This is a genomic window from Advenella sp. (assembly GCF_052108595.1).
Taxonomy (GTDB): domain Bacteria; phylum Pseudomonadota; class Gammaproteobacteria; order Burkholderiales; family Burkholderiaceae_B; genus Advenella.
This window is the reverse complement of record NZ_JBQEAU010000003.1, coordinates 52,741-78,227: the sequence shown is the minus strand read 5'-3', so window position 1 is coordinate 78,227 and position 25,487 is coordinate 52,741. Positions and strand designations below refer to the sequence as shown.

Here is a 25,487-nt window from a genome sequence, read left to right as displayed (position 1 = left end):
TTACAATATGAATACGAATAATGTGGGAAAGTCGCCAAACTAAGCGGGATCAAGATGGAGTAGAGTTTACGGGCGAACAAAACGCATTGACATTGACCGCTTGGGCGGCCAATGTCTTTTCCGCATTCCGTAACGGAACGCGCAGAGCGCCGCTATATGTAAAAACTCGGATAGAAAAATCAGCTTTTCACGTTCTGATTAATCCAACCGATCAACCATTTACCTATCAGAATGCTATTCTTGTCCTGCATGAGCATATGCGACGCACCAGTCATGCCTAAATCGCTCAACATCACATTTTGCGCTTTGACTCCTGCTTTATTCGCTGCAACTACGAATTCCTTGCATGCCTTTAACCGCGGTTCCCAGCGTGGGGATTTGTTCACATAATCGCCCCAAAGAACCAATACAGGGATACCTTTCAGATAAGACAAGTCTTCATCTGCTGCAGGGCACGCGCCTGGTTCAATCGATACAATTCCACGGATGCCAGCAGGGTTCAATTTTGCCGTCTCAAAAGGGAAAATGCCAGATTGGGAGTGGCTAATAAGCACTGCGCCATTGATTTTCTGAGCCAGTTCAGACAATGCTGGCACCGTGGGAGTTGGTTTGGGTAATGCTCTTATCCAGTCTGGAACCATTTGCTTCCAGAACTCTGCCTGAGCATCTAGTGGGAATTGCATGCCAGGATAAACTTCTGGATATTTGGGTCCGAAGCGGAAAACCTCCCACGCATCCTCCTGCGATACGTGATTCACCATCGGCAATTGCTTAGAAGTCAGGCGACCACCTTTGACTGCAATGAGGGTCGATGGATCGGCGGCAGACCGACCTCGCGAGGCTTGATCCACGACATACGTAGAAAAACCATTCCGTACGAATAATTCATCCCATCCCATTCGGCCATCCGGAGTAGACTCCCAAGTCTTGCCGGTCAAGCAACAACCATGGATTAAGACTACAGATGTATTTTTTGCATCTGTCGGTTTTTGGTAGTGGACATATACTTGGTCTACCGCAATTGTTCCCGATGATGAGTAGATGGGTAAGTTTGATACCGAATTTGATTTGATATTTTTTCCGCCAACAAAGAAGCTGCCTTGTTTAGCAATGGTCATCGGGCCGGTTTCAGTCTTATTGGATGCGCAGCCGAACAAAGAAATTGACACACCCAAAGTTGCCATCAATCCTAAAAATTTCATTTATGTCTCCTTTTTATAATTGCCGGAAAATCATAGCACCGCTATTGTTCACAATTTTTTCGTCGCCTTGGTCATGACTTGGATTGGAAAAAGTCAACAGTTCGAAAGTTTAAATATTATGCCTCATAAAGGTCAATAGTATAATTTATTGACATAAATATCAAAACAGATTAGCATTTCCGACAACAATTTGAATATAAGAACTCGGTCGCTCACATCACGATTCAAATACGGTGTGCAGCTGCGAACAAAGAACAAATTAATGAGGAGGTTTTTGATGAGGCTTATTGCACATTTTTGGTTTGGCATACTTGGTCGGGTCGAATCTAGCCATGGCAGAATCGCCCAAAGAGGATGGCTGGCAATTTAGCCACGACCGGGGAGATGAGCGTGTAACCACCGCTCAAATTGCTGATGCGGCCACGCTCTGTTGCCAGAACAGCCTGACGCCATTGCTGATGCAATCAAAACGTATCTCTAGATACTTCAATGATCAAATAAATTCGGCTTAAATCAGTTCTATACGCACGGAATCTTTATGAAATTATTAATCAAGTCAGGTATAGCAATAAGCTTATTGGCAATTGCGTCCTCGGTTGCTTACGCAGAATATCCGGAAAAGGGAATCCGATTAGTTGTTCCTTTCGCTCCAGGCGGATCGGCCACTACCTCAGCAAGATTGTTTGCCGACGAGTTGTCAAAAGAACTTAATCAAAAAATCTATATCGAAAACAAGGGAGGAGCAAGCGGCGCCATCGGAGCCTCGTTCGTTGCCAATGCAAACCCAGACGGATATACGCTGTTATATTCTTCAGCAGGAATGATGACGGTTAACCCCGCTCTTTTTGGAGAGAAATTAAGCTATAAAGTCAGCCAATTAGCACCGATTAGTCTGACTTCAACATTTGCCAGCGCACTGTTCACTGATAAAGATTTTCCCGCAAAAGAGCTGAATGATTTGCTTTCATATGCAAAGGCGAATCCCGGCACGGTCACTTTCGGCTCAGCCGGCCCCGGAAGTTCAGGGCACTTATGGGGTGAATTGCTAAAGAACCGTGCGAACATCGATATTCAGCACATCCCTTACAAGGGAACAGCGCCAGCACTCATTGATGTCATTGGCGGCAGAATTACGTTTGTCGTGGATGCGGCCGTGGCAGGTCAGGAACAGCTTAAAGCGGGAAATTTGCGCGCTCTTGCCGTCACTTCCAGTAAACGAATAAATACCCTTCCCGACACTCCTACCTTTGCTGAATTGGGCTTAAAGGGTTTTGAACCACTTAGCTGGTATGGGGTTTTCGCACCCGCTGGAACACCCGCAGAAGTGATCGAAAAACTTAACGCGGCCGTCAAAACAGTTGCCGAATCCTCCAAGTACAAGGACGGTCTTCACACTCTGGGCATGGACGCAGCTTCCAGTACATCCAGTGAATTAGGCGAACGAATCACGAACGATTCTAAACTATGGACAACCGTCATAAAAACGGCTGATATTGTTGTACAGTAATTTACACTCGGGGAAACTCTAAATGATCAAAAGTATTTCGTTGCTTACACGAAAAGAAGGCATGTCACACGAAGAATTCATGACCCATTGGGTGGAAAAACACGCCCCATTGGCGCATGCCGTTCCGGGCCTTCGGCGTTATATCCAATCCAATATTGTGGAGGAGCGTTTCCGGCAAGACATTCCGGTTATCGAAGCCGATATTGATGGTATCGCTGAGATTTGGTATGACGACATTGATGCTCTTAAAAAAGCTAATCTCTCGCCCGAAGCAAAACGACTTCATGCGGATGGAGCTACATTCATTGGAAAAATAAAAACCTTCACAGTCTTTGAAAATCTTATCATTGGTTCATAAAAAACTGTCCAAGCGCCGGACATGGCCGAGACGTCTGGAATCACCTCAATCCTGTCATTGATATTTAATGAGTTTGCAACGGGATTGCGGATGTTTTCCGCTTCGGCCATATCCGGCAATGACGTGATCGTCCTTTCGCAGACCCCGTATACGTCTAAGCGTATACAGCGCCCGGATCCTCTCACTACACCACAGCAATAGCAATCTTCCCCCGCAACCCATTATTAGCACTTTCCAAGCGAGCATGCGCAAGAGCAATATCAGCTAACGAATAAGTGGCTCCAACATGGGGCCGCAGCTGCCCGCGTTCAACCAGCGCGCTCAGTTCATCCAGCTTGCCGCGATTCTGTCTTGTGAACACAAAGTGATAACTCGCATTCTTGCCCCAGGCGTTAATGAGGTTTTGTGGTTGCGCGATATCAACGATAGAGACCAGGCGACCCAGCTGTGCGAGCACATCAGGAGAACGGGCAAGGGTGTCGCCACCGATCGTATCGAAAACAACATCAACGCCCTGGCCTGCTGTTTCACGCATCACGGCCGCCACATAATCTTCTTTCGCATAGTCAATGACAACATCGGCGCCCATGCTGCGCGCGAAGTCAAAATTTGCCTCACGTACAGTGGTTATTACCCTCGCACCGATGGCCTTCGCAAGTTGAATGGCCACGTGCCCTACCCCCCCTGCGCCGCCGTGTATCAGAATGCTTTCCCCTACTCGCAAGCCCGCACGCACAACAAGCGCTTCCCACGCGGTTCCTCCGACCAGGGTCAGGCTAGCGGCTTCAAGATGACTCAGCGTAGCGGGTTTCTTGCCTATGATGCTTTCGGCAGCAACGTGGTACTCGGCATAGCTTCCCGGACCATCGAAAATTTGGGGCGTATACCAGACCTCGTCACCTGGGGCGAAGGCGGTCACGCCCGCGCCGATTTCTTCTACCACGCCGGAAACATCGTGTCCGGTAATGGCCGGAAGTGGCACCAGGTCGGGGTAGTCCCCGCGCCGGACCTGATAGTCCAGGGGGTTGATGGACGTTGCGTGAACCCGAACCAGAACTTGCCCTGCTCCAGGTACCGGTTTGGGCACCTCAGAAAGTTCAAATGCGTCTGGGCCGCCAAAGGTGTTAAGTGTGATTGCTTTCATTAGATTCTCATTTCGTCAAAAAGGAATATCGGGATTTATCGATATATAGTGATAAAAAAATTACAGGTCTTTGCCGATGAGTTCGGCAAGCGCACTGATGGCTTCTTCGTTGCGTTTATAGTAGGTCCACTGACCAATACGTTGGACTTCAACCAGGCCCGCTCTTTGCAAAGTGGCCAGATAGTCAGAGACCGTGGACTGCGACAATCCAACACCCTCCTGGATACTGCTTACGCAGACGCCCACCGTATGAACGTCCCCTTCGTCTTGCGGAGGGAAGTTATTTACAGGGTCCTTCAGGCGTCTCAGGATATCAAGACGAGTACGGTTCGAGAGGGCTTTGAATATGTCAAGTAAGTCCATAACTCTATTATATCGAAATTTACCGATATGTCAATTTGTTGGTATTTCTCTATCCCACCCTTGTGGCAAACACTGGAAGATAGTCGCCTGCAAGAAGAAGCACGGGTGCGACGCCTGGTCGCTGATACTGTCAAACTGCGTAAGGCGTGGCGATGTTTCGATACTGTCCTTTGAAATACAGCAACGGCTGCAAGCAAGCACCCTCCTGCAGCTTCAACGCTTTTACTTCACCAATAACAATCAAGTGATCCCCGGCGGCGTATTCAGCGTACATTTCGCAATCAAGCCAGTGAAGGCTGCCGGCAAGGATCGGGCTACCCAGGGGCGATGCCTGCCACTGGACGTTGCGCCACTTGTCCGCGCCTCTCTGGGCGAACTGCCTGGAGATCGCCACTTGCTCATCGGACAGAATATTGACAACGAAGCGACCTGCCTGGCGAATTTTTGGATAGCTGGTCGAACGAGTCATCACGTTGAACGACACCAGCGGCGGGTCCATAGACACGCTATGAAACGACTGGCAGGTGAAGCCAATGGGCTCGCCTTCGAAGTGCGATGTGATCACCGTGATGCCGGAAGCGTAGTGCCCGAGCGCTTCGCGAAAACGCAAAGGCTCAATCGCAGTAGTGGAAAGTGACATGATGCAATTGAAATACTGGATGTAGCTTGAAAGTGCTAAGGAAAAGCAGTCCGGCCAGATTGCCAGACGTCCGTCCTTAGCCCGTGCATGGTCGTCACGAACGGTTCGCAACGACCATGCCCCGACAGAAAATCAGTTTGCCAGTTCCCTGCGAACGATGTCCGCTCCGGCACTCAACGCATTCAACTTGCCTCTTGCAACGCTACGCGACAATGGCGCCATGCCGCAATTGGTGCACGGATAGAGCTTATCGGCATCCACGAACTGCAGTGCTTTTCGCAGCGTATCGGCCACTTCATCGGGTGTTTCAATGGTGTTTGTGGCCACATCAATGGCGCCCACCATCACTTTTTTACCGCGAATCAGTTCGATAAGATCCATGGGAACGTGCGAGTTTTGGCATTCCAGCGAGACGATGTCGATACTGGATTTCTGCAACTTGGGGAACGCTTCTTCATACTGCCGCCACTCGGATCCCAGCGTCTTTTTCCAATCCGTATTCGCTTTGATGCCATAGCCATAGCAAATATGAACCGCGGTTTCACACTTCAGTCCTTCAATGGCTCTTTCCAGCGTAGCGACGCCCCAATCATTTACCTCATCAAAGAACACATTGAACGCAGGTTCGTCAAATTGGATGATATCGACACCCGCAGCCTCCAGCTCTTTGGCTTCCTGATTAAGAATCTTGGCAAATTCCCAAGCCAGCTTTTCGCGACTTTGATAGTGGGCATCATACAGGGTATCGATCATCGTCATGGGACCCGGTAAGGCCCATTTGATCGGTTGATTAGTCTGTTGACGCAAAAACCGCGCGTCGTCAACAAACACGGGCTTGCGCCGAGCGACGGCACCCACGACCGTCGGCACGCTCGCATCATAGCGATCACGAATTCTAACGGTCTTGCGGTTCTCGAAATCCACACCTTCCAGGTGTTCAATGAATGTTGTCACGAAATGCTGGCGCGTTTGTTCACCGTCGCTAACGATGTCAATCCCCGCGTGCTGTTGCTCCTGTAAAGACAGACGCAACGCATCTTGCTTGCCCTCGATCAATCCCTCATCCTGCAGTTTCCAGGGGGACCAGAGTTTTTCGGGTTCGGCAAGCCAGGCGGGTTTAGGCAGGCTGCCAGCCGTTGATGTGGGTAATAATTTTTTCACAATAGTAGTCATGGTGTGTTTGAGTTTTCAAAGATGGGAGTGCGCGGACCATTGCTCAAGAATCGCCCGGTATGGTTTGATGAACTGCTCCTCGGCGTACCTTCCCTGCTCGGCCGCCAGCCGGCTACGTTCCTCCCGATCATAAACAATCCGGGTTAACGAATAATCCTGGTGCTTCAAACTCGGCTGATAAGACTTGCCTGCGGCAGAATTTGCGTTGTAAATCTCTGGCCGATAAATTTTTTGGAAGGTGTCCATCGTGCTGATGGTGCTAATGAGCTCAAGGTCCGTATAATCACGCAGCAAATCGCCGGAAAAATAAAAGGCCAATGGCGCCGCACTATTGGCAGGCATGAAATAGCGGACCTTCATCCCCATTTTTTTGAAGTACTCGTCAGTCAATGAATATTTATCTTGGTGGTATTCCACGCCCAACACGGGGTGCTGGTTTTCAGTACGATGATAGGTCTTGCTGCTCGACACGCTCAGGCATATAACAGGTGCTTTGGCGAAATTATCCTTGTAAGTCTTTGAATTCACAAAGCTCTTGAACAACTTGCCATGCAATTGTCCAAAGTCCTCGGGCGCGCCGAATTCGGGCTGATGCTTGGCGTATTCCGGCAGCAGCACACTAAAGTCATAATCTCGCACGTAAGAAGAAAAATTGTTTCCTACAATGCCCTCAATGCATTCGTTGGTTTTTCGATCAACTACGCTCGTCTTTAATATTTCAATCACAGGCAGGTCGCGATCATTGCTTTGACCTTCAAAGCGCATTTCAACTGAGATAATGTCAAGGTTGACGCTATAGCGATCGCCAGTAGGGTTGTCCCAATGCGCCAGGGCATTAAAACGATTGTCAATCATCTTAAGGGTATTGCGCAGGTTCTCTTGCCGACTCTCGCCTCTGGCCAGATTGGCAAAGTTGGTGGTGATTCGCGTATTGTCTGAAGGACGATAGTCTTCATTGAAACAAGTGCTCTTAATGGCAAATGTAAACTCTGTACTCATTATGCTGCTGCCTTAATTTCCAGGATAAAACCCACATTTATCTATTCAACGATGCTCAAATTTTCTTTTTTTTAATTTCAGCAATCTAGACATTTGTGATGCAAAGGCGGCAGTCTATATTGCATTAGTCATATTTAAAGTGAATAAAATTCATTCTTTCGTCGGCTTCATTCATAGAATGGTGAGCGCGCCGAGCGGCACGTCAATGTGCCCCTCCCTATTCGCTGTCCTTTCATTGCCCCACGGCACACTCATTATGCAAGAAGGGTAATGACTCAGTTTTTAAGCTTAACTTACCTTGCCAATACCGATGTGACAGACGGGGCATGGCGAGGCGGACTCCGGTGCAGCACAGGGAACTCCCCGCAGCAAGGGCTACAGGTTCGATTCTGGTCCCGGCTCCAGCTTAAATCTCCTGGTGTTCAAGGCTCGGTTCTACCCCATAAATGGGGATGAATACTCGCAAAACACGCTGCCTTAGAAGCCATGTATCACGGCGCGGCGAGGGTTTTGTCGTTGATTTCAATAGCGAAATATCGAAATTGTCGCTCCGTGGGTTACCACCTCCTTTACAATAGGGCATGAATTTCTTTCTTTCCTATACCCTATTTCCGTTTTGCCCCCGCATTCAGCACATTTGCTGCCCCTCAATAGCGGCGGCCGCGTGAAAGTGCCCAAGCGGCTTGTGCCGCTCCTAGAGGAAGGCCTTATCGACGAAGTGCTTAGCCAGCTCATGAGCGGCAAAGAAGCCACCGTGTATGTCGTACGCAGCGGCGACGCCACGCGATGCGCAAAAGTGTACAAAGATGCCAAACAACGCAGCTTCCGGCAGGCAGCGTCGTACCGGGACGGCCGCAAGGTACAAAATTCCAGGCAGGCCCGCGCCATGGAAAAAGGCAGCCGCTACGGTCGCCAGATGCAGGAAGAAGTCTGGCAGAACGCCGAAGTGGACGCATTATTCCAGCTGGCCAATGCCGGCGTGCGCGTACCCCAGCCCTATATATGCACCGACGGCGTGTTGCTGATGGAACTGGTTGTGGATGCAGAGGGCGATGTCGCGCCGCGACTGAACGACGTGGACCTGACCCAAGAACGTGCTCTGGAGCTGCACGCCATGCTGCTCAACCAGGTTGTACGCATGCTTTGCGCAGGCGTCATACACGGCGATCTGTCCGAATACAACATCCTGCTTGCCGCCGATGGCCCGGTCATTATTGATCTGCCTCAGGCCGTTGACGCCGCCGCGAACACAGAAGCGGGCGCGATGCTGGTTCGCGACGTGAACAACCTTGCAGCGTATTTTGGGCGCTTTGCTCCAGAACTTCTATCTGCCAGCTATGGCAAGGAAATGTGGGCGCTTTACGAAGCGGGCGAACTTAACGTGGATGTCGAACTGACCGGCTATGTCGAACCCGACGCTAGCCCCGTGGATATGGACAGCCTGCTGCTGGAACTGGAAGATAGTCGCCTGGAAGAAGAGGCGCGGGTGCGCCGCGAGCAGCAATTGACCAGCACCCAGTAAGGGCGCTGAGCAACAACACCTGCTGGGTTCCAGGTGTTCTTGACACACCGCTATTTGAACCTGACCAAATCCTTAAAGATCAATTTCCCCCAGGTATTACCGCTGCCGTGAACCAACGCGCCGCCTTCCTTGAGGGGCCCCAGCGCAATCGGTGCATAACCCAGTTGCTCCGCCAGCGCCGCGACCGGCGCCACGGCATGTTCATCATCGCTGGATAAAAACACGACACGGCTGCCACCATTTACGCTCGGATCAGCGCCCAGAACGGCAGCCACCAGGTGGTTAAAGCCCTTTACAACGCTGGCATCGGTAAACGCCTTGGCGACAACAGCGGCCGACGGCAAGCCTTCGAGCTCTTCCTCGGAAATGCCGTAGGCATTTGTCGCATCGACAATCGTCTTACCACGCCAGCTTGCCAATAGCTTGGCCACTTCGCGATGTTCCCGAAACGGCACGGCCAGGAAGATTATGTCGGATGCGATGGCCTCCTGCAGCGTCGTGGGTACAACGGTCGGGCCAATCGCTTGTGCCTGCTGCGTCAACGCCTCGGGCGCACGTCGGCCGGCAACGCTCACTTCGATGTTCTTTCTTGCGAATGCCCGGGCAAGCGCCTGGCCTACCGAACCAAAACCAATTATTGAATAACTCATGCTAACTCTCCATTGATGGGCCGTTGTGATTAACCACGAACCCACATTCATTGATGACCGGTAGCGGGTACAGATATGACCGCACCCGCCGGACAATCACCACAATTAATCCCGTCTTGTGATCGAGATTCCATATTGATCGGCACCACCCATGTCGTCTTTTTCAAGTTGACCGGGCCAGGCCGCACGCTTTTGGCGTGATTTTTGAACACTATTTTTGCTGCAAATGCTCGGTGCGACCTCAGATGGCCGCAGTGCCGCCATCAACATACAACTCCACGCCATTCACAAAACTCGAATCGTCTGAAGCAAGAAACAGCGCCGCTGTCGCAATTTCTTCAGGCTTGCCCATCTTTCCGCGCGGAACCAGGGATTCGAAAGCTCGAATTGTTTCTTCGTCAAAAAGCTGCTCTTGAATCGGCGTGGCGATCTGCCCGGGGCTAAGCACATTTACGCGGATTTTTCGGCTCTTCAGTTCGTTAAGCCATCCGCGTGCGAAGGCGTGCAACGCTGCCTTGCTCCCCGCATACACACTGAAATCTGGAAACCCTTTCACAGACGCAATGGAGCCGGTCATAAAGATCGACCCGCCATCATTGAACAATGGCAGCGCCTTCTGGACGGTAAACAGCGTGCCGCGCGTATTCAGGTTGAACGTCGTATCAAAATGCTGCTCGGTAATCTCGCCCAAAGCAACGGCTTCGCCCGTGCCGGCACTCGCATACAGAACGTCAATCTTGCCCTTCTCCCGTTTAACTGTATCGAACAGACGGTCAAGATCGTCTAAATGGGCCGAATCTGCACGCACGCCGGTCACGTTTCGCCCAATAAGCTTAACGGCCTCATCCAATGCCTCTTGCCTTCTGCCGGTGATAAACACATAGGCGCCCTCTTCAACAAATCGCTTGGCGCTGGCTAACGCCATGCCACTTGATCCACCCGTAACAACTGCAACCTTGCCTTCTAGCTTTCCCATAACAGTTCCTTTTGTGGCGTAAAGCCACGTTTCTATTCCCATTTGCACGAATGTGCTGTATCTTATGGATCAGTGATCCACATCATGAAGAAAATCATAAATTAATCATGATTGAAATATCCGGATCACTGATCCGTTTATTTAGAATACGGATCAGCGATCCATTTGTCAAGGAAATTTATGCGAGCAGACGCAAAAAAAAATTACGACCATGTTCTTTCAGTCGCGCGTGGCGTAGTTAGCGAACATGGCGCCGATGCGTCCATGCGGGATATCGCGCGCCGGGCCGGCGTGGGGTTGGCCACCCTGCTGCGCCATTTCCCCACGCGAGAGGCCTTGTTCGATGCCTTGCTGCGCGAGAATCTGGACGCACTCACGCAAAAGGCAGTTGAACTTGAAACGTCAGCGCCCCCAGACGAAGCACTCGTGTCGTGGTTTCGTGAAGGCGTGGCATTCGTTCTGAGCTATAGCGGCGTGGTGGCCTTGATGGCGAGCGCCCACGAGGACCCGGAGTCCGCGCTTTTCGCTTCCTGCTCAGCAGTGCACGAAGCGGGTGCAAGACTATTGCAGCGTGCCCAGACCGAGGGAACGGCGCGCACCGATATGCAAGGGATTGACCTGTTCGCCCTCATGTCTGCGCTCGGCTGGGTCGGGGACCAACCCGCATTTACGCCGCGGGGAGATTATCTTTTTGATCTTATTGCGAGTGCAATTTTGACAAACCAGCCTGGCAACGTGGTCAAGAAGGCCAAGAAAGCCAAAAAGGCACCAAAATAAAACGCAGGCAATGGTTGTCTGCAGATCGCCGGATGGCGGTTGCGATGATTGGCACCGGCGGCCATTTGTGCAAAAGTCCCGGCAAAGATAACCAATGCAGCGGCATCTTGTCGAAAGTGCTCAGCAACTGTTGACGAGGGCGATAAGACGTTGGAGCGGCCACTCACACATGTCGTGTGAGTGGCCGCTCTTGAATCTGTCGGCCATTAAATCCACAAATCATTCTGGGCCGTTCGTTCTCCTGTTTGCTCCCCGGTATTTAAAGTACCGTGCGGTTCTATCAGCATCAGTTTTACTTCTCTGGCGGCATAGGGTTTGTGCTCAACGCCTTTGGGAACGACATATAGCTCGCCTTGCCGCAGCAAGACGCTGCCATCGCGAAAGTCAATACGCAGCTCGCCCTCCAGCACGAGGAAGGCCTCATCAGTATCAAAGTGGGTATGCCAAATGAAATCGCCTTCCAGGCGGGCGATCTTGAACTGGTAGTCGTTCATTTGGGCCACGACCTTGGGTTTCCATTGTTCGCTGAAAAGACCGAACTTTTGAGCGAGGTTGATGACGTGATAGCTGTCTACGGGGGATGTATGTGTCATGCTGATATCTCGTTGAAAACAAAGAGATTTGCATAATAAAGAATGATGCGCTGCTCGTCTTGCACGATCGTGCAACTCATCGTCGCCGCTGCCCTATCGCAGCTGGCTGACCAGCTTCAGCCATCTCGCCGGGGGGATGCCATACGCAGACATGAACTGGCGCGACATATGGCTCTGGTCGAAAAAGCCTGCCGTTAACGCTGATTCGGCGACAGTCTTGCCCGACATCATCAGCCGCCGGGCAAAAGCCAGGCGACGCATGCTTAGGTAACGATAGGGACTGGTGCCATAGAGCGACCGGAAATCCCGGCATAACTGCCAACGATCCAAGCCACTGGCTTGTGCCAGCGTGTCCAATGTCATGCCCTGTTCGAGTGAGTCGTTGATATAGGCCCGAGCACGCTCCACCGCAATGAAGTCCGGTTGACGCCGGATGGTACGCGTGCCGGCGACGGCGACCAGCGCATGTGCAAGATCGCTCAGTGCGTTATCCTCTTGCATAGGGTCGGTATCCACGCCCACGCCCTGTAGTAATGGTTCCATTGCCGCCCGAAGCCGACCGTCCCTTGATAGCCCCCCTTCAATAAATGGCAGTGGCTTTCCGCCAAGGATCTGCTGGATCAAGGACGGTTCGATGTACACCATTCGATAATGAAAACCCGCTTCTGTGCCAGCCTCTCCGTCATGAAGCTCATCAGGGTGCAATACCAGAATCGTACCCGGAACGCTATGACGCTGGGCATAACGGTAATGGAAACGCTGCACACCATCCAGGGTGATCCCAATGGCATAAGTATCGTGTCGATGGGGTGCATAACCGTGGCCACGAAAATAGGCTTCGATACGCTCTATTTTTCCTGGCTGAGTAGCGTGTTGGACCCAATCGTGACGTGTCGGTTTGGACATCTCATTTATCACTTAAAACTCGGCCTGATATAAAAATACTGGCATTCTGATGCTTAATTATATATCTCCGAGTAAAGAAGACGAGTAGAAGGTAATCTCAAAGACCGTTCAGGGTTGCTCTGGCCATTATGGCTACGACCTCGCCGGTACCAGCGAATCCGACGATGTAGTCTGGATGCGGCGGTGGCGAAGTTGCGCAGTTGATCAGATCGCCGCCTTCAATGGCGACCGCTTCAGTGCAGATGATGACGCCATCCGGCGGGCATACCGGATCGGGAACCTCTTTGTAACGCAGGAAATCGGGAACGCCTGGTAGATCGTAGATGGCTGCTTTCTTCGCTCTCCTCATTCTGAGCTCACAGCGCTCATCCAGGCGCCGCCAAAGGACAAAGGGACTTGGGTCAGGGAACAGCCTGGAGGGAGCAACACACTGGCCAGGACTCAAGTGTCGGCCCTGTTCTCACCGTCCAGCATTTCGGCAACGACAGCGACTACGGATTGTCAGCCAGCGTCTGGACGCGCGATATCAACCGCGCCCTGCGCGTCGCTGGGGCGTTGGTCATTCACACTGCGGGCAAGGCCGCGGCGACACCCAGATGCCTGAGCCCGCCCTCCTCCTCAAGCCGAGATCCACCCGAGCGGAATAGGCACATTATGCGCCTGAGACACCAGCCCGAAGGCGTGATGGCCCTTTGCTGTAATAAAGACAATTGCCGCGATGAATGCCCCAAGACATTGAACTGGCGCACCCGATCGTCAACACGTTTGTACTCCAAGCCATCGGAAAGAACCATGTTATCCTCACTATCGACACAGCCTACTCTAGAGGAATCTCATCATGACCAAAGCATCCGATCTTTTCATCCAGTGCCTGGAGGAAGAGGAGGTGGAATATATTTTTGGGGTTCCCGGCGAGGAGAATCTCGATATGCTCGACAGCCTCAGCCGCTCGACCAAGATCCAGCTGATCCTTACCCGGCACGAGCAGGGGGCAGGCTTCATGGCCGCGACCTATGGCCGGCATACCGGCAAGACCGGCGTGTGCATGGCGACGCTGGGACCGGGCGCAACCAATTTGGTTACCGCCGCCGCCTATGCGCAGCTTGGTGGCATGCCGATCCTGATGGTCACCGGGCAAAAACCGATCAAGAAGTCGAAGCAAGGTCGCTTCCAAATCCTCGATGTGGTCGACATGATGAAGCCGCTGACCAAGTTCACCCACCAGCTCGCCAGCGCCGACAACATCCCCAGCCGTGTGCGCGAGGCCTTCCGGCTTGCCGAAGAGGAGAAGCCCGGCGCAACGCATATCGAGTTTCCCGAGGACGTCGCCGACGAAAAAACCGAATTGGTGCCGCTCAAGCGCAGCCACACGCGGCGGCCCAATGCCGATGTGAAGTCGGTACGCGCTGCGGCACATGCGCTCGAAAAGGCCAGGTCTCCAATTTTGGTGATCGGCGCAGGCGCCAACCGCACCATGACCAGCCGGATGCTGCTCCAGTTCATCGAAAAAACCGGCATCCCGTTCCTTACCACTCAGCTCGGCAAGGGTGTGATCGACGAACGTCACCCCAAGTTTGTCGGCTGCGCGGCCCTGTCGACGGGCGACTTTGTTCACCGCGCGGTCGAGGCCGCCGACCTTATCGTCAATATCGGTCATGACGTGATCGAGAAGCCGCCGTTCTTCATGCGGGCCGGCGGCACGCAGGTGATCCACATCTCGTCAAAAACCGCCGAGGTCGATTCGGTCTACTTCCCGCAGATCGAGGTTATCGGCGACATCGCCAACGCGGTCTGGCAGATCAAGCAAGACATCGTTCCCAATGGGGGCTGGACGTTCGACGCGATGCTGGCGGCACGCAAGGGTCAGGTCGCGCACACCGCGTCGCTCTCGGGCGATGCACGCTTTCCCATCTTCCCGTCCTTTCTGGTCGAACAGGTCCGCGCGGCGATGCCCGAAGACGGCATCATATGTCTCGACAACGGAGTGTACAAAATCTGGTTCGCGCGCGACTATCCGGCTTACCGCCCCAATACCGTGCTGCTCGATAATGCGCTCGCCACGATGGGCGCAGGCCTGCCCTCGGCAATGGCCTCGGCGATGGTCTATCCCAATCGCAAGGTGATGGCGATCTGCGGCGATGGCGGCTTCATGATGAACAGCCAGGAAATGGAAACCGCCGTTCGCTTAAAGCTCAACCTCACCGTGCTGATCCTTAATGACAACAGCTATGGAATGATCCGCTGGAAGCAGGCGCACATGGGCTTCAAGGACTGGGGTCTGACCTATGGCAACCCAGATTTCGTCAAGTACGCGGAAAGCTATGGCGCGTTCGGCCATCGCGCCCAAAGCGCCGAGCATCTCAAGCAGCTGCTCGCGCATACCCGCGACACGGCGGGCGTCCATCTGATCGACTGCCCTGTTGACTATTCGGAGAATGACCAAATCCTCCACACCGACATAAATACGCTGTCGAAAGAATTGCAATCGCTGCCCCTTTCCCCGGTTTCGCCGGAAAGCGGGATGCGCTCCGGGAGTGTCGAATGACCATGCTCAAGTCCGTCTATCCGCTCTATCTAAACAACGTGGCGCAACAGCCGAACGCCGATCTCGCAGTGACCGACAAGTTCACCGGCGAGGTCGCGTTCCGCGTCGCGCAGGCCGATGCCGCGACGATCGATGCGGCGATCGGGGGTGCGGTCGAGGCGGCAGAACCGATGGCTCGGATGGCTAGCTACGAGCGCCAGGCGGTACTCTCCCATTGCGTCACCCGTTTCACCGAGCGGTTCGACGAGCTCGCGTACGCGCTGTGCGTAGAGGCGGGCAAGCCGATCAAGGATAGCGAGGGTGAGGTCGGCCGGCTGATAGACACCTTCCGCATCGCCGCCGAGGAGTCGGTGCGGATGACCGGAGAGGTCCAGTCGCTCGACATTTCGGCGCGCGCCAAGGGCTATCAGGGCATCTGGAAGCGCGTGCCCATCGGACCGTGCTCATTCATCTCGCCCTTCAACTTTCCGCTCAACCTAGCCGCGCACGAGATCGCCCCGGCGCTTGCGGTAGGCTGTCCGTTCGTGATGAAACCGGCGAGCCGCACCCCCTTGGGCGCGATCATCATCGGTGAAGTGCTTGCCGAGACCGACCTACCTAAGGGCGCATTCTCCATCCTACCCGCCAGTCGCGACGGGGCCGACTTGTTCACCACCGACGACCGACTCAAGCTGCTCTCGTTCACCGGGTCGCCCGATGTCGGCTGGGACCTCAAGGCCCGCTGCGGCAAAAAGAAGGTGGTGCTCGAGCTAGGCGGCAATGCCGCGGTGATTGTCGATGCTGATGCCGATCTCGACGATGCGCTCGAACGCGTCATTTTCGGCGCCTTCTACCAGTCGGGGCAGAGCTGTATCGGAGTGCAGCGCATCATTATCCATGCCGATGTCTACGACCGTTTCCGCGACATGCTGATCGCCAGGACAAAGACCCTGGTAGCGGGCGACCCCAAGCAGCGCGACACGTTCATCGGCCCAATGATCCATTTCAAGGAAGCAATGCGGCTCGAAACCTGGGTCAACGAGGCGGTTGTCGCTGGCGGTAGGCTGCTCTGCGGCGGCAACCGCGACGGCGCGATGCTCGATGCCACCCTGCTCGAAGCCGTGCCTGCCAACACCAGGATTGTCACTGAAGAAGCGTTCGGCCCGGTCGCTTTGCTGTCGAGCTTCACTGATTTCAATGCCGCACTCGCCGAGGTCAACGCCTCCAAATTCGGGTTACAGGCGGGAGTCTTCACCCGCGATCTGTTCAAGATGTTCGACGCCTGGGATCATCTCGATGTCGGCGGGGTGGTGATCAACGACGTGCCCAGCTACCGCGTCGACAACATGCCCTATGGCGGGGTCAAGGATTCGGGCCTAGGCCGCGAAGGCGTGCGTTTCGCGATGGAAGACATGACCGAAATCCGCAACCTAGTGATTCGCCGACCGATCAGAGCAGGCGCGCTTCCTACAAGTCTGTAATGACGCAGCGCCCGTTCTGCAACGGCATGGCTGTTCGATCCCACGGCCGCAATCGCTTTGATTCCAAGTTGTTTGGCAGAGGCCTGGTCGATGGCGTCCATCCCTACGCCATGTCGACCAATGACCTTCAGTTTGCGAGAGGCTGCTAGTACGCGTTCATTGATTTTTCCGTAACGAGATAAGATGGCCACCGGCTGTTCGCGCTCGACGCGTGCAACTAATTCGTCTTGATTGAAGCGTGCGCCGGTGTAACAAGGACATTAGTCCTTTAACAAAGCGACCGCATCCGGATGGATTTTTTCTTCGGCAATAACGATGGCTTCTTGGGTCATTAATTTCTCACTTCATGGTGAAACGACGCTTAATGATCACGATACACCCGCTAGAGGTGCTCGCTGTCCGAGAGTGCTCCAGCTTTACGCAAAGCATCTTCAAGCCACGACGCAGAGGTATTGCCGCGCTGGATCTGATTCATGCGAGTGGCTTCGTCTGCCTCCTTTTTTGCTGCCAATGGCAAAAGCGCAGGGACATCCTTGCGCTCAAGGACGACCACACCGTCTACGTCCGCCACGACGAGATCTCCAGGGTACACTGTGACTCCGCCACAGCTCAACGGCATACCGATACGACCCGCTACGTTTTTCGTCGGGCCGTTAGGATTGGTTCCCACAGAAAACACGGGAAAACCCAGAGACTCGAGCTCCTCACGGTCTCGTACTGCACCGTCAACGACGACGCCAGCGAGGTGACGAACTTTGCAAGCGTTCATCATCAAAGCACCCATCAGCGCTGCGGTCATGTCGCTCTTGCCATCTATGACGAGCACATCGCCCGGCCTGGCTAGCGCGATCGCCGCATGAATCATAAGGTTATCGCCCGGACGCACATCGACAGTGAAGGCAGGCCCAGCGAGCTTCATGCCGGGCTCGACAGCCACAATGCGCCCATGCATCGCACCGCGGCGACCATTCACGTCGGCGAAAATCGCCGCTTGATACCGGCTGGCTTGCGCGACATGCTCGGCAGACACACGTTCGAAATTGCGATTTATGTTGGTGGACGTCATTGGGTCTTCACTCCCTTCCACTGCATTGATAGTAATGCCATTGTTAATTCCTTTTAATAGTAAATCAGTGACTTATCGCCGCCTCAACAAAGGCCTGCGTCACGCCATAGTATTTTCATGCGTTAATATCTTCACGCTACCAGTGAAGGGTCACACCTGCAGGCTCGCGCAAAAACGCCTGATCCGTACAAGCGCCTCGGTAAGGTGGCTCTCGCTGGCCGCGTACGAAATGCGGAAGTGGCCGGCGGTGCCGAACGCACTGCCCTGGACAACAGCCACGCCTTCGCCGCTCAGCAGTTCCAGTGCAAAGGACTCGTCGTTTTCGATCCGCACACCAGACGGTGTTTTTTTGCCGAAAGCCCCTTCGCAGGAGGGAAAGACATAGAAGGCACCTTCTGGTCGCAGGCAACGGATGCCGCTGCATTCGTTCAGGGCGTCCACCACCATGTCTCTGCGGCGACGGAATGCTTCGCGCCGGGTTGCAAGGTAGTCCTGTGGTCCGTCGAGCGCCTCAACTGCCGCCCATTGAGCCACCGAACTCGCAGCGGAGGTGACCTGCCCCTGGAGTACTTCCATGGCTTTGATCAGTTTGACAGGGCCGGCACCGTAACCGATGCGCCATCCGGTCATGGCATAGCCTTTGGATACACCGTTGATCGTGAGGGTGCGCTCTTTTAACCGAGGCTCCACCTGAGCGAGGGTACGGTACGCGAAATCGTCATAGACGAGGTGTTCATAAATGTCGTCGCACATGACCAGCACCTGGTCGTGGTCCACGATCACATCAGCAAGACTGCGCAGTTCCTGCTCGGTGTAGGCTGCGCCCGAGGGGTTCGACGGCGAGTTCAGAATCACCCACTTGGTCTTCGGCGTGATCGCTTTTGCCAGCGCTTCGGGGGTAAGCTTCAGCCCGTGGTCCATGCTGGTGGTCACAATGACAGGTTCGCCATTGCACAGCGCCACGATCTCCGGGTAGGACACCCAATAGGGGGCAGGGATGATGACCTCGTCGCCCTCGTTCAGGGTGGCAAGCAGTGCGTTGGCAATGACATGTTTGCCGCCGCTGCAAACGATGGTTTCCTCGCGTTGGTAAGAGAGGCCGTTTTCCCTCTCGAACTTCTTGGTGATAGCGTCGCGCAGTTCGGGAATGCCGCTGACAGGCGTATAGCGGGTTTTGCCGTCTGTGATGGCTCGAATGGCCGCGAGGCGAATATTATCGGGTGTATCGAAATCTGGCTCGCCCGTGCTCAAGGCGATGATGTCGCGGCCCTGTGCTGCCAAATCGCGTGCGCGCTGGGTCGCGCCAATGGTGCTCGACGGTTTGATACGGGAAAGTGAAGATGATAGATATGTCATAGGTTTCTCAAACAGCTCATGCGTGCCGGATGTCCGACACGAACTTCCTGGCGCGTGGGTGTTGGGGGTTGGTAAAAAATTCATCGGGTGTAGAACGTTCCACGATCGCGCCGGCGTCCATGAACAGGATCCGATCGGCCACCTCGCGCGCGAAGCCCATCTCGTGCGTTACGCACACCATCGTCATGCCATCGGCCGCGAGCTGCTTCATCACGTTCAAAACCTCGCCGACCATCTCCGGGTCAAGCGCGCTCGTCGGTTCGTCAAAAAGCATGACCGGTGGCTGCATGGCCAGAGCGCGTGCGATGGCCACACGTTGCTGCTGTCCGCCCGATAGCTGGGGGGGAAAGTCATCGGCTTTGCTCGCCAATCCAACTTTCTCCAGCAAGGCAAGAGACCGTTCACGCGCTTCCTGAGCTGACAAACGCGACACCGCCGTCGGGCCGATGGATACGTTCTGAAGGACGCTGAGATGTGGAAAAAGGTTAAAGCTCTGGAAGACGAAGCCGATACGGCTGCGCAGAGCGTTGACGTTGACATTCGGCGCATTGGTGTCCTGGCCATCAACCATGATCGTGCCGCCCGAGATTGGCTCAAGCCGGTTCACCGTGCGGATCAGTGTCGACTTGCCCGATCCCGAAGGCCCGCAGACAACAACGACTTCGCCCTTGGCGATCGTCTCGGTGATACCGTCTAGCGCTTTGTACTCACCGTAGTATTTCTGGACTTCCTGGAAGACGATCATTTTAGACACTCCTTGGCATCACACGGCGACGCTCATTGATTGTTTTTTCCAGCTTCTCGACCGCCAGACTAAGCGACCAGCAGATGAGGAAGTAGGTTGCAGCCAAAATCAGGTACACCTTGAAAGGTTGGGTGAGTAGCTGCGCGTTGACCTGATATGCGGCGTAGGTCAGTTCGTTTACGCTGATGATGTAGCCCAGCGACGTGTTTTTGATGAGATTGATGAATTGATTGAGGATGCTCGGCGTCATATTCACGAGCGCCTGCGGCAGCACGATCTTTCGCATCGTTTGCACGTAGGTCATCCCGATGGCGCGTGCGGCTTCTACCTGACCCTTTGGTATGGCTTCGATGCCCGCACGTACCACCTCGCCCATGAAGGCGAGTTCATACAACACCAGCGCGCAGATGACAGTGGTGACCCCGGAGACAGAGCGACCGATCACCAGAGGCACGATGAAGTAGGCCCAGAAGATCAGCAACAACACAGGCAGTCCGCGCACGGCATTGACGATCAGGCCAGCGCCTAGACGGAACGCACGAAATGGACTCGTGCGTGCCATGCCGATCAACACGGCCAAGGGGAACGAAATCACAAGTCCGGCAATGGCCAGGCACAGAGTGAGGGCGAGGCCGCCCAAGGGACCGTAAGGGTACTGACCAACCAAGAGTAACAGCCCATACCTGTCCAGAATATCGATCATGCAGTTCTCCTTGTGTTCTTCAGGCGTTCACTCCAATAGTGGCCGACGAAGATCAGCACGAATGAACAGATCCAGTAGAAGACCGAAGCGACGGCGAAGGCTTCAAAGGTGCGAAAGCTCTCATTCTCTATCTGGCGTGATGCGTAGGTGATTTCCGCAAGACCTACGGTCATCGCCAGGCTGGTCGACTTGAACAGGCTCAGCGATTGGTTCACCAGCGGTGGCAAGGCTGCCCGCAGCGCCTGTGGAACGAGTACGATGCGCATGGACTGCAGGTAGGTCATGCCGATCGCCCGCGCGGCTTCCAACTGGCTGTGTGGCAGTGACCGCAGGCCGCTGCGCAGATCCTCCGACATGTACGCGGCACAATTCCAGGAGAGAGCGATCCACACCAGGACGAACTCGCTGTCGTGCGTGTTGATCCAGGTCTGCCCTGCTTCTGGCAGGAGCTGTGGCACACCGAAGTACCATAGAAAGACCTGAACCAGTTGCGGCACGTTGCGGTGGTAGGCGACAAACGCCTTGGTAAACGCCGCCAGCAAACTGACGCCGGACTGTCGCAAGGCGAGTAGAAAAAGCGATAGTACGAAGCCCGCGAGCCAGCATGCAGCAAAGAGTACCAGCGTCATTGTTGCACCGGCCAGCAGCCAGCTTAGGTACTTGCCCTGAAGCACCACACCGAAATTGAGTAGTTCCATAGTGCCAACGATGAAGAGTTACAGGGATCGATCAAAGGTCAGACAAGGGAGTCAGCTTCTTTTCGCGGGGAATCTTGAACTTCGTGCTTGGGCCGTACCACTTGTTCCACATGACATCGAGCTGACCGCTGTCTTCCATCAGGTGCAGTGCCTTGTTCACGGCGTCGAGCAACTCGGGCTCGCCTTTTTTAATGCCAAGACCGGTCGGCTCGAAGAACAAGGACTCGTCCAGGAATCTGAACTTGCCTTCGCCTTGGTCGACAAAACGTGCGCCCGCCGCCTGGCCGATCGCAAGGCCCTGCACTTTGCCTTGCGCCAGCGCCAGGAATGCAGTGGAGCTGTCCTGATAGGTCACCACTTCAGCGCTAGGAATCCGTTCTCGTGTGAAGGTCTCAGGAGTGCTGCCTTTGTTGGCGCTGATTTTTTTTCCAGCCAGATCAGCAAAGGTTTTGATACCCGACGAATTCGAAACAACGATTTTGATGGGTAACTGGTAATGAATGTCGGAGTATGCAATTCGCGTAGCCCTCTCCTTGGTGTAGCCCATGGCGGCAGCGACCACGTCAACGCGTCCCAGGCTAAGTTCGGGAATGCGTGCTTCTACGGCGATAGGCTTGTGTTCGAGAGTGACGCCCAATCGCTTGGCCAACGCATTGCAAAGGTCAATGTCAAAACCGACATACTGACGGGTGCGCGGGTCCTGAAAAGCCAGAGGCTCAGTCCCCGACAGCGTGGCGCAAACCAAGCGACCCCGACTCTTGATCTCCTCCAGACGATTGGCGTGTGCGGTGGTAGCAACGCCTGAAAGCGCAACGAGCAGGCAGCAACCTAGCGCCTGCCGGGAAATGGTCTTGAATGTGGTGAACATGTGGCCTCCTTCTGAATGGGGCGATTTCATTTGTGATGGCCCCAGGTCTTGGAACCGATTGGTGATTTATGCTTTTCCGTCAGGTGTCTTGGATCAGACTTTGCGAATGGCCCTCTGTCCGACTGGACGACTTCCTGTGGGCGCTCGTTGACAAACAGCTGGAACACATCGGGGCGCGCGTAATGGCCAGTGACATCGAGGTCGTATTTGCCGCGAATGGTATCGTCCAGGTCGATCTCAGCCACCATTACGGCTGCACCCTCGAAATTGGGGCCTGCCAGAAAGTTCCCGAAGGGATCGACGATGCAGCTTCCACCCCGGGTCAGCGGTTGTGCGGGGTCCGAACTTGCTACGCTCACATAGTCTGACGGATAGTCAGAAGCGGTGGCGTACTGGTTGGCGCTAAACACAAAGCAACGCCCCTCCATAGCGATGTGCTGCATCGAAGCTGGCCAGATGTCGCTGCTGGCAAGCGTTGGTGCACAGTACAGTTCGATGCCTTTCGAGTACATGGTAGTGCGTAGCAAAGGCATGTAATTTTCCCAGCAAATCACCGCACCGAGCCTGCCCAAATCTGTCGCATACACGGGAAGCGTAGAGCCGTCCCCGAAACCCCAGATGGTTCGCTCGCTGCCGGTGGGCATCAGCTTGCGATGTTTGCCCAGGAAGTTTCCCTTGTTGTCGAAAAAAACGACGGTGCAGTAAAGGGTACCGCCCGCTCGTTCAACCACACCTGTGACCAAATACACGCCAAGGTCTTTGGCCAGTACGGCGAGTTCGTCGATGTAAGGGCCGGGCACATCAATGGCGTTGCGGTGATAGCGCAGGAACTCGTCCCGGCCTTGCTCACTTCTGCCACCAACGTAGGCGCCGAATGTACTGCCCTTGGGATAAGTACCGAGCATTGCTTCAGGAAAGACGACTAGCGAGGCACCCTGATCACGCGCCTGATTCGCCAGCTCTTTCATGCGCAGCATGGTCCGATAGTTGTCGAAGGCGACTGCAGCCGACTGCACGACTGCAGCCTTAAATATTTTTTGCATGATATGTATAATGAAATATAGGTATTAGTAATGCGCTTGTGGCGAAGTTAGTCCAAACTCATTGGCGCTTGATCTTGCCCTTGCGTACTGTTTCGGCCCACTTGGCCGATTCCTTCTGTAAAAAGGTGGCAAACTCGGCCGGAGTATTGCCGATGGGCTGCGCGCCAATTTCAGCGAAACGCTGCTTCAACGCTTCGTCCTGAAGTGACTCGACCACTGCCTTGTGCAGACGGTCGATGACCGCTTCGGGCGTGCCCGCCGGCAGCAGCAGGCCAGCCCATTCGTACACCTCGAAGCCTGGCAACGCACTCTCGGCAACGGCAGGCACGTCGGGCAGCAAAGGGGAACGTTCAGCAGAGGAAATCGCCAACGCGCGTAACTTGCCCGCCGAGATCAGCGGATAGCACGCTGCGATATTGCTGAACATGACATCGACCTGCCCTCCCATCGTGTCCGAGATCGCTGGCCCGCCGCTCTTATAAGGCACGTGCAGCATATCCAGACCGAGACCCTGCCGATACAGCTCGGTTGCCATGCGCTGCACCGTGCCGCTGCCTCCTGAAGCAAAGGTCAGCTTGCCGGGTTGGTCCTTGGCGCGGGCGATCAGGTCTGCCTGGTCCTTGATCGATGACTCCTTGCGCACGACCAGCACGTTGGGCATCATGGTGATCAGCGACAGTGGCTGAAAATCCTTGTTGGTAAACGGCAGGCTTTTGAACAGCGCCTGATTGATGGAGGACGGCGTCGCGTCATACAGCAGGGTATATCCGTCAGCCGGCGCACGTGCCACAAGGGATTTGCCAATAATGCCGCTTGCCCCGGGTCTGTTGTCCACGATCACGCTGGTACCCAGATTGGTGCCCATGCGCACCGCCAGTTGTCGAGCCAAAGCGTCGGCCGCTCCGCCAGGCGCGTAGGGTACGACGATGGTCACAGGGCGCTCAGGATAGGCCGCAAGTGCAGCACCGGCAAGCAAGGAACTGGCGAGAAAAAAGGTTTTCAGAATGGTTTTCATTGGGTGTCTGCCAGAGAGATTTATTGTTCGATCAGTGGGCCATCTCAGGCAGACCGTGTTCCAATCGCGGGCGTGGTGGAAGACCGAAAGCTTCAGGCGCGGGAACGCCCATGCGGGCAGTGCCAGGCCCGAAACGCTCGGCAAATTCGGGCGCAAGAGGACGCACATCTGTGCGCATCCAAAGCCGTAGTAGATGGCGCTTCTTGTCCTCCTCTTCGTAATCTTCGAAGGCCGTGCGCGAATGCACTGTCACGTGGTTGTTCAATAGCTGCATATCGCCCGGCTCCATCTCCATCTCGAAGCACAGTGACTTGCTGCCGGCGAGTTCGTCGAAAAGATCCATCGCTTCAACTTGCTCAGGCGTCGCCGGAATGCCGCTCTTCTCGAACGCAGGTTCTATCGCGTTGCGAAGGTAACGACAGCTGAGCTTGCCTTCGAAGAGACTGAATACCGGAATGCGGTGCTCGGACAGCGGGGTGCGACCCGGCAAGTGCTCCCCCTTCAGGTCATAGAAGAACCCCGCAAACAGCGGTTCGAGCAGTTCGGGCTTGCGCTTTAGTATTTCATTGTGAATTGAGGTCGTACTTGTGATGCGACTGAGGCCACCGGTGCGCGACACGCGCAGACATAAGAGACCCACGACGTCGCAGTTGTCGCAATGGAAGTTGAGCTTGGCGCTGGTGTTGTAGCCACGTGTCTTATGGCCGTACTTCACCCCTTCATCTTTCACATGGCCGAGTAAGTGCGCACGCGAGTTCTGCGTGACCGGTTGCCCAAGATGCCGGCCGATGCCCCAGTAGATCCGCGATGCGTCGTCCTTCGAGTAGTTCAGAACCGGCAGGCCCCGCAGCACAGCCATGCCAATGCCGTCTTCGACTTGTGCGGCTACTTTGTTTAGCATCACCAGGGTCTTGTCTAGAGGAAAGTCCTCTTTTGTGATGTCGGTGATCGGCATGTGCTTCACCTTCTCCAAAGCAGCGTCAAGCTCGGCGATCTGCTCTGGCGTGAAGCGATAAATCCAGCTTTGATCGCCGTTTACTTGGGCTGCCGTCCACGCGCTGGCATCTTCAATAGGTTTGCGTTGTTTCACTTTGGTCTCCCTGAGCGGTGAAAAGGTATTGGGCGTACTGCCTACGATTGCTATGGTATGATCGGTTGAAGAATAAAAAAAGCGATAT

Annotated in this window: 27 protein-coding genes and 1 pseudogene; 7 read left to right on the top strand and 21 right to left on the bottom strand. The window is 54.5% G+C overall.

The annotated features are described in order from the left end of the window. Positions 1-179: 179 nt before the first annotated feature. Complete coding sequence (locus ACTIKR_RS01225) at positions 180-1,202, bottom strand: esterase (protein ID WP_193089169.1); 1,023 nt, start codon at positions 1,200-1,202, stop codon at positions 180-182. Between the two features lie 332 nt (positions 1,203-1,534). On the opposite strand from ACTIKR_RS01225, the gene ACTIKR_RS01220 reads away from it, so the two are divergent. Genes ACTIKR_RS01220 through ACTIKR_RS01210 form a run of 3 tightly spaced genes read left to right on the top strand, consistent with a single transcriptional unit; the run spans position 1,535 to position 3,067 of the window. After that, on the top strand, positions 1,535-1,714 hold the full coding sequence (locus tag ACTIKR_RS01220) for a hypothetical protein (RefSeq protein WP_193089168.1): 180 nt from the start codon (positions 1,535-1,537) through the stop codon (positions 1,712-1,714). Positions 1,715-1,740: 26 nt separating this feature from the next. Beyond that, positions 1,741-2,709, top strand: a complete 969-nt coding sequence (locus ACTIKR_RS01215; RefSeq protein ID WP_193089167.1) for a Bug family tripartite tricarboxylate transporter substrate binding protein — start codon at positions 1,741-1,743, stop codon at positions 2,707-2,709. Positions 2,710-2,731: 22 nt separating this feature from the next. Next, entirely contained in the window at positions 2,732-3,067 is a 336-nt protein-coding gene (locus ACTIKR_RS01210; RefSeq protein ID WP_193089166.1) for an EthD domain-containing protein, read from the top strand. Positions 3,068-3,251: 184 nt separating this feature from the next. Here the strand turns inward: ACTIKR_RS01210 and ACTIKR_RS01205 are convergent, their stop codons facing one another. The 5 genes from ACTIKR_RS01205 to ACTIKR_RS01185 all read right to left on the bottom strand — a co-directional run bounded on the left by ACTIKR_RS01205 (position 3,252) and on the right by ACTIKR_RS01185 (position 7,386). Beyond that, the gene (locus tag ACTIKR_RS01205; RefSeq protein ID WP_193089165.1) at positions 3,252-4,211 is read right to left on the bottom strand and encodes a zinc-dependent alcohol dehydrogenase family protein; all 960 of its coding nucleotides are present in this window, start codon (positions 4,209-4,211) and stop codon (positions 3,252-3,254) included. A 60-nt stretch (positions 4,212-4,271) separates the two neighbouring features. Beyond that, on the bottom strand, positions 4,272-4,574 hold the full coding sequence (locus ACTIKR_RS01200; protein WP_014752010.1) for an ArsR/SmtB family transcription factor: 303 nt from the start codon (positions 4,572-4,574) through the stop codon (positions 4,272-4,274). Positions 4,575-4,704: 130 nt separating this feature from the next. Then, entirely contained in the window at positions 4,705-5,325 is a 621-nt protein-coding gene (locus ACTIKR_RS01195; protein ID WP_442326960.1) for a flavin reductase family protein, read from the bottom strand. Positions 5,326-5,346: 21 nt separating this feature from the next. Further along, entirely contained in the window at positions 5,347-6,375 is a 1,029-nt protein-coding gene (locus ACTIKR_RS01190) for a methionine synthase (protein WP_193089163.1), read from the bottom strand. A 27-nt stretch (positions 6,376-6,402) separates the two neighbouring features. After that, entirely contained in the window at positions 6,403-7,386 is a 984-nt protein-coding gene (locus tag ACTIKR_RS01185) for a DUF1852 domain-containing protein (RefSeq protein ID WP_193089162.1), read from the bottom strand. Between the two features lie 664 nt (positions 7,387-8,050). Between ACTIKR_RS01185 and ACTIKR_RS01180 the strand changes: the two genes are divergently transcribed. Then, the gene (locus ACTIKR_RS01180) at positions 8,051-8,908 is read left to right on the top strand and encodes a PA4780 family RIO1-like protein kinase (protein ID WP_442326959.1); all 858 of its coding nucleotides are present in this window, start codon (positions 8,051-8,053) and stop codon (positions 8,906-8,908) included. A gap of 50 nt (positions 8,909-8,958) precedes the next feature. Here ACTIKR_RS01180 and ACTIKR_RS01175 read toward each other — a convergent pair whose 3' ends face one another. Both ACTIKR_RS01175 and ACTIKR_RS01170 read right to left on the bottom strand, forming a co-directional pair. Beyond that, the gene (locus tag ACTIKR_RS01175) at positions 8,959-9,558 is read right to left on the bottom strand and encodes an NADPH-dependent F420 reductase (RefSeq protein WP_193089160.1); all 600 of its coding nucleotides are present in this window, start codon (positions 9,556-9,558) and stop codon (positions 8,959-8,961) included. 241 nt (positions 9,559-9,799) lie between these two features. After that, a complete protein-coding gene (locus ACTIKR_RS01170; RefSeq protein WP_193089259.1) occupies positions 9,800-10,534 on the bottom strand; it encodes an SDR family NAD(P)-dependent oxidoreductase in 735 nt (244 codons plus the stop codon). A gap of 180 nt (positions 10,535-10,714) precedes the next feature. Here ACTIKR_RS01170 and ACTIKR_RS01165 point away from each other — a divergent pair, with 180 nt between their 5' ends. Continuing rightward, entirely contained in the window at positions 10,715-11,311 is a 597-nt protein-coding gene (locus ACTIKR_RS01165) for a TetR/AcrR family transcriptional regulator (RefSeq protein WP_193089159.1), read from the top strand. Between the two features lie 206 nt (positions 11,312-11,517). On the opposite strand, the gene ACTIKR_RS01160 is transcribed toward ACTIKR_RS01165, so the two are convergent. The 3 genes from ACTIKR_RS01160 to ACTIKR_RS01150 all read right to left on the bottom strand — a co-directional run bounded on the left by ACTIKR_RS01160 (position 11,518) and on the right by ACTIKR_RS01150 (position 13,159). Beyond that, positions 11,518-11,904 carry a cupin domain-containing protein gene (locus ACTIKR_RS01160; RefSeq protein ID WP_193089158.1) on the bottom strand — a complete coding sequence of 129 codons (387 nt, stop codon included), beginning with the start codon at positions 11,902-11,904 and terminating at the stop codon, positions 11,518-11,520. A 93-nt stretch (positions 11,905-11,997) separates the two neighbouring features. Beyond that, on the bottom strand, positions 11,998-12,810 hold the full coding sequence (locus ACTIKR_RS01155; protein WP_193089157.1) for an AraC family transcriptional regulator: 813 nt from the start codon (positions 12,808-12,810) through the stop codon (positions 11,998-12,000). Between the two features lie 97 nt (positions 12,811-12,907). After that, positions 12,908-13,159: a zinc-binding alcohol dehydrogenase family protein gene (locus ACTIKR_RS01150; RefSeq protein ID WP_193089156.1), complete on the bottom strand. Its 252-nt coding sequence runs from the start codon at positions 13,157-13,159 to the stop codon at positions 12,908-12,910. Positions 13,160-13,648: 489 nt separating this feature from the next. Between ACTIKR_RS01150 and ACTIKR_RS01145 the strand changes: the two genes are divergently transcribed. Together ACTIKR_RS01145 and ACTIKR_RS01140 are read left to right on the top strand one after the other, a co-directional pair. After that, positions 13,649-15,355 carry an acetolactate synthase large subunit gene (locus tag ACTIKR_RS01145; protein WP_193089155.1) on the top strand — a complete coding sequence of 569 codons (1,707 nt, stop codon included), beginning with the start codon at positions 13,649-13,651 and terminating at the stop codon, positions 15,353-15,355. A gap of 2 nt (positions 15,356-15,357) precedes the next feature. Then, positions 15,358-16,815, top strand: a complete 1,458-nt coding sequence (locus tag ACTIKR_RS01140) for an aldehyde dehydrogenase family protein (protein WP_226817026.1) — start codon at positions 15,358-15,360, stop codon at positions 16,813-16,815. Between the two features lie 20 nt (positions 16,816-16,835). Here the strand turns inward: ACTIKR_RS01140 and ACTIKR_RS01135 are convergent. The 10 genes and pseudogenes from ACTIKR_RS01135 to ACTIKR_RS01090 all read right to left on the bottom strand — a co-directional run. Beyond that, positions 16,836-17,033, bottom strand: a pseudogene (locus ACTIKR_RS01135) (3-phosphoglycerate dehydrogenase); the annotation flags it as partial. Between the two features lie 164 nt (positions 17,034-17,197). After that, entirely contained in the window at positions 17,198-17,881 is a 684-nt protein-coding gene (locus ACTIKR_RS01130) for an RraA family protein (protein WP_193089153.1), read from the bottom strand. A 150-nt stretch (positions 17,882-18,031) separates the two neighbouring features. Beyond that, positions 18,032-19,237: a pyridoxal phosphate-dependent aminotransferase gene (locus tag ACTIKR_RS01125; RefSeq protein WP_193089152.1), complete on the bottom strand. Its 1,206-nt coding sequence runs from the start codon at positions 19,235-19,237 to the stop codon at positions 18,032-18,034. A 16-nt stretch (positions 19,238-19,253) separates the two neighbouring features. After that, positions 19,254-19,982: an amino acid ABC transporter ATP-binding protein gene (locus ACTIKR_RS01120; RefSeq protein ID WP_193089151.1), complete on the bottom strand. Its 729-nt coding sequence runs from the start codon at positions 19,980-19,982 to the stop codon at positions 19,254-19,256. Between the two features lies 1 nt (position 19,983). Then, positions 19,984-20,685 (bottom strand): amino acid ABC transporter permease, encoded by a 702-nt coding sequence (locus tag ACTIKR_RS01115; protein WP_193089150.1) that lies wholly within the window; start codon positions 20,683-20,685, stop codon positions 19,984-19,986. Beyond that, positions 20,682-21,383 (bottom strand): amino acid ABC transporter permease, encoded by a 702-nt coding sequence (locus ACTIKR_RS01110; protein ID WP_193089149.1) that lies wholly within the window; start codon positions 21,381-21,383, stop codon positions 20,682-20,684. The genes ACTIKR_RS01115 and ACTIKR_RS01110 overlap by 4 nt, the downstream gene beginning before the upstream one ends. A gap of 31 nt (positions 21,384-21,414) precedes the next feature. Then, a complete protein-coding gene (locus ACTIKR_RS01105; RefSeq protein WP_193089148.1) occupies positions 21,415-22,251 on the bottom strand; it encodes a transporter substrate-binding domain-containing protein in 837 nt (278 codons plus the stop codon). Between the two features lie 26 nt (positions 22,252-22,277). Further along, positions 22,278-23,294 carry a nitrilase-related carbon-nitrogen hydrolase gene (locus ACTIKR_RS01100; RefSeq protein ID WP_193089147.1) on the bottom strand — a complete coding sequence of 339 codons (1,017 nt, stop codon included), beginning with the start codon at positions 23,292-23,294 and terminating at the stop codon, positions 22,278-22,280. Positions 23,295-23,352: 58 nt separating this feature from the next. Next, positions 23,353-24,309, bottom strand: a complete 957-nt coding sequence (locus ACTIKR_RS01095; protein WP_193089146.1) for a tripartite tricarboxylate transporter substrate binding protein — start codon at positions 24,307-24,309, stop codon at positions 23,353-23,355. A gap of 31 nt (positions 24,310-24,340) precedes the next feature. Next, complete coding sequence (locus ACTIKR_RS01090) at positions 24,341-25,399, bottom strand: TauD/TfdA family dioxygenase (protein WP_193089145.1); 1,059 nt, start codon at positions 25,397-25,399, stop codon at positions 24,341-24,343. Positions 25,400-25,487 lie beyond the last annotated feature (88 nt).

What these genes read in the sequence shown, in the direction of transcription:
- ACTIKR_RS01225 (WP_193089169.1), bottom strand. Translation starts at nt 1,202, where the DNA reads ATGAAATTTTTAGGATTGATGGCAACTTTGGGTGTGTCAATTTCTTTG.
- ACTIKR_RS01200 (WP_014752010.1), bottom strand. Translation starts at nt 4,574, where the DNA reads ATGGACTTACTTGACATATTCAAAGCCCTCTCGAACCGTACTCGTCTT.
- ACTIKR_RS01185 (WP_193089162.1), bottom strand. Translation starts at nt 7,386, where the DNA reads ATGAGTACAGAGTTTACATTTGCCATTAAGAGCACTTGTTTCAATGAA.
- ACTIKR_RS01160 (WP_193089158.1), bottom strand. Translation starts at nt 11,904, where the DNA reads ATGACACATACATCCCCCGTAGACAGCTATCACGTCATCAACCTCGCT.
- ACTIKR_RS01215 (WP_193089167.1), top strand. Translation starts at nt 1,741, where the DNA reads ATGAAATTATTAATCAAGTCAGGTATAGCAATAAGCTTATTGGCAATT.
- ACTIKR_RS01220 (WP_193089168.1), top strand. Translation starts at nt 1,535, where the DNA reads ATGGCAGAATCGCCCAAAGAGGATGGCTGGCAATTTAGCCACGACCGG.
- ACTIKR_RS01095 (WP_193089146.1), bottom strand. Translation starts at nt 24,309, where the DNA reads ATGAAAACCATTCTGAAAACCTTTTTTCTCGCCAGTTCCTTGCTTGCC.
- ACTIKR_RS01165 (WP_193089159.1), top strand. Translation starts at nt 10,715, where the DNA reads ATGCGAGCAGACGCAAAAAAAAATTACGACCATGTTCTTTCAGTCGCG.
- ACTIKR_RS01175 (WP_193089160.1), bottom strand. Translation starts at nt 9,558, where the DNA reads ATGAGTTATTCAATAATTGGTTTTGGTTCGGTAGGCCAGGCGCTTGCC.
- ACTIKR_RS01105 (WP_193089148.1), bottom strand. Translation starts at nt 22,251, where the DNA reads ATGTTCACCACATTCAAGACCATTTCCCGGCAGGCGCTAGGTTGCTGC.
- ACTIKR_RS01145 (WP_193089155.1), top strand. Translation starts at nt 13,649, where the DNA reads ATGACCAAAGCATCCGATCTTTTCATCCAGTGCCTGGAGGAAGAGGAG.
- ACTIKR_RS01115 (WP_193089150.1), bottom strand. Translation starts at nt 20,685, where the DNA reads ATGATCGATATTCTGGACAGGTATGGGCTGTTACTCTTGGTTGGTCAG.
- ACTIKR_RS01170 (WP_193089259.1), bottom strand. Translation starts at nt 10,534, where the DNA reads ATGGGAAAGCTAGAAGGCAAGGTTGCAGTTGTTACGGGTGGATCAAGT.
- ACTIKR_RS01100 (WP_193089147.1), bottom strand. Translation starts at nt 23,294, where the DNA reads ATGCAAAAAATATTTAAGGCTGCAGTCGTGCAGTCGGCTGCAGTCGCC.
- ACTIKR_RS01125 (WP_193089152.1), bottom strand. Translation starts at nt 19,237, where the DNA reads ATGACATATCTATCATCTTCACTTTCCCGTATCAAACCGTCGAGCACC.
- ACTIKR_RS01140 (WP_226817026.1), top strand. Translation starts at nt 15,358, where the DNA reads ATGCTCAAGTCCGTCTATCCGCTCTATCTAAACAACGTGGCGCAACAG.
- ACTIKR_RS01210 (WP_193089166.1), top strand. Translation starts at nt 2,732, where the DNA reads ATGATCAAAAGTATTTCGTTGCTTACACGAAAAGAAGGCATGTCACAC.
- ACTIKR_RS01155 (WP_193089157.1), bottom strand. Translation starts at nt 12,810, where the DNA reads ATGTCCAAACCGACACGTCACGATTGGGTCCAACACGCTACTCAGCCA.
- ACTIKR_RS01205 (WP_193089165.1), bottom strand. Translation starts at nt 4,211, where the DNA reads ATGAAAGCAATCACACTTAACACCTTTGGCGGCCCAGACGCATTTGAA.
- ACTIKR_RS01150 (WP_193089156.1), bottom strand. Translation starts at nt 13,159, where the DNA reads ATGAGGAGAGCGAAGAAAGCAGCCATCTACGATCTACCAGGCGTTCCC.
- ACTIKR_RS01110 (WP_193089149.1), bottom strand. Translation starts at nt 21,383, where the DNA reads ATGGAACTACTCAATTTCGGTGTGGTGCTTCAGGGCAAGTACCTAAGC.
- ACTIKR_RS01120 (WP_193089151.1), bottom strand. Translation starts at nt 19,982, where the DNA reads ATGATCGTCTTCCAGGAAGTCCAGAAATACTACGGTGAGTACAAAGCG.
- ACTIKR_RS01130 (WP_193089153.1), bottom strand. Translation starts at nt 17,881, where the DNA reads ATGACGTCCACCAACATAAATCGCAATTTCGAACGTGTGTCTGCCGAG.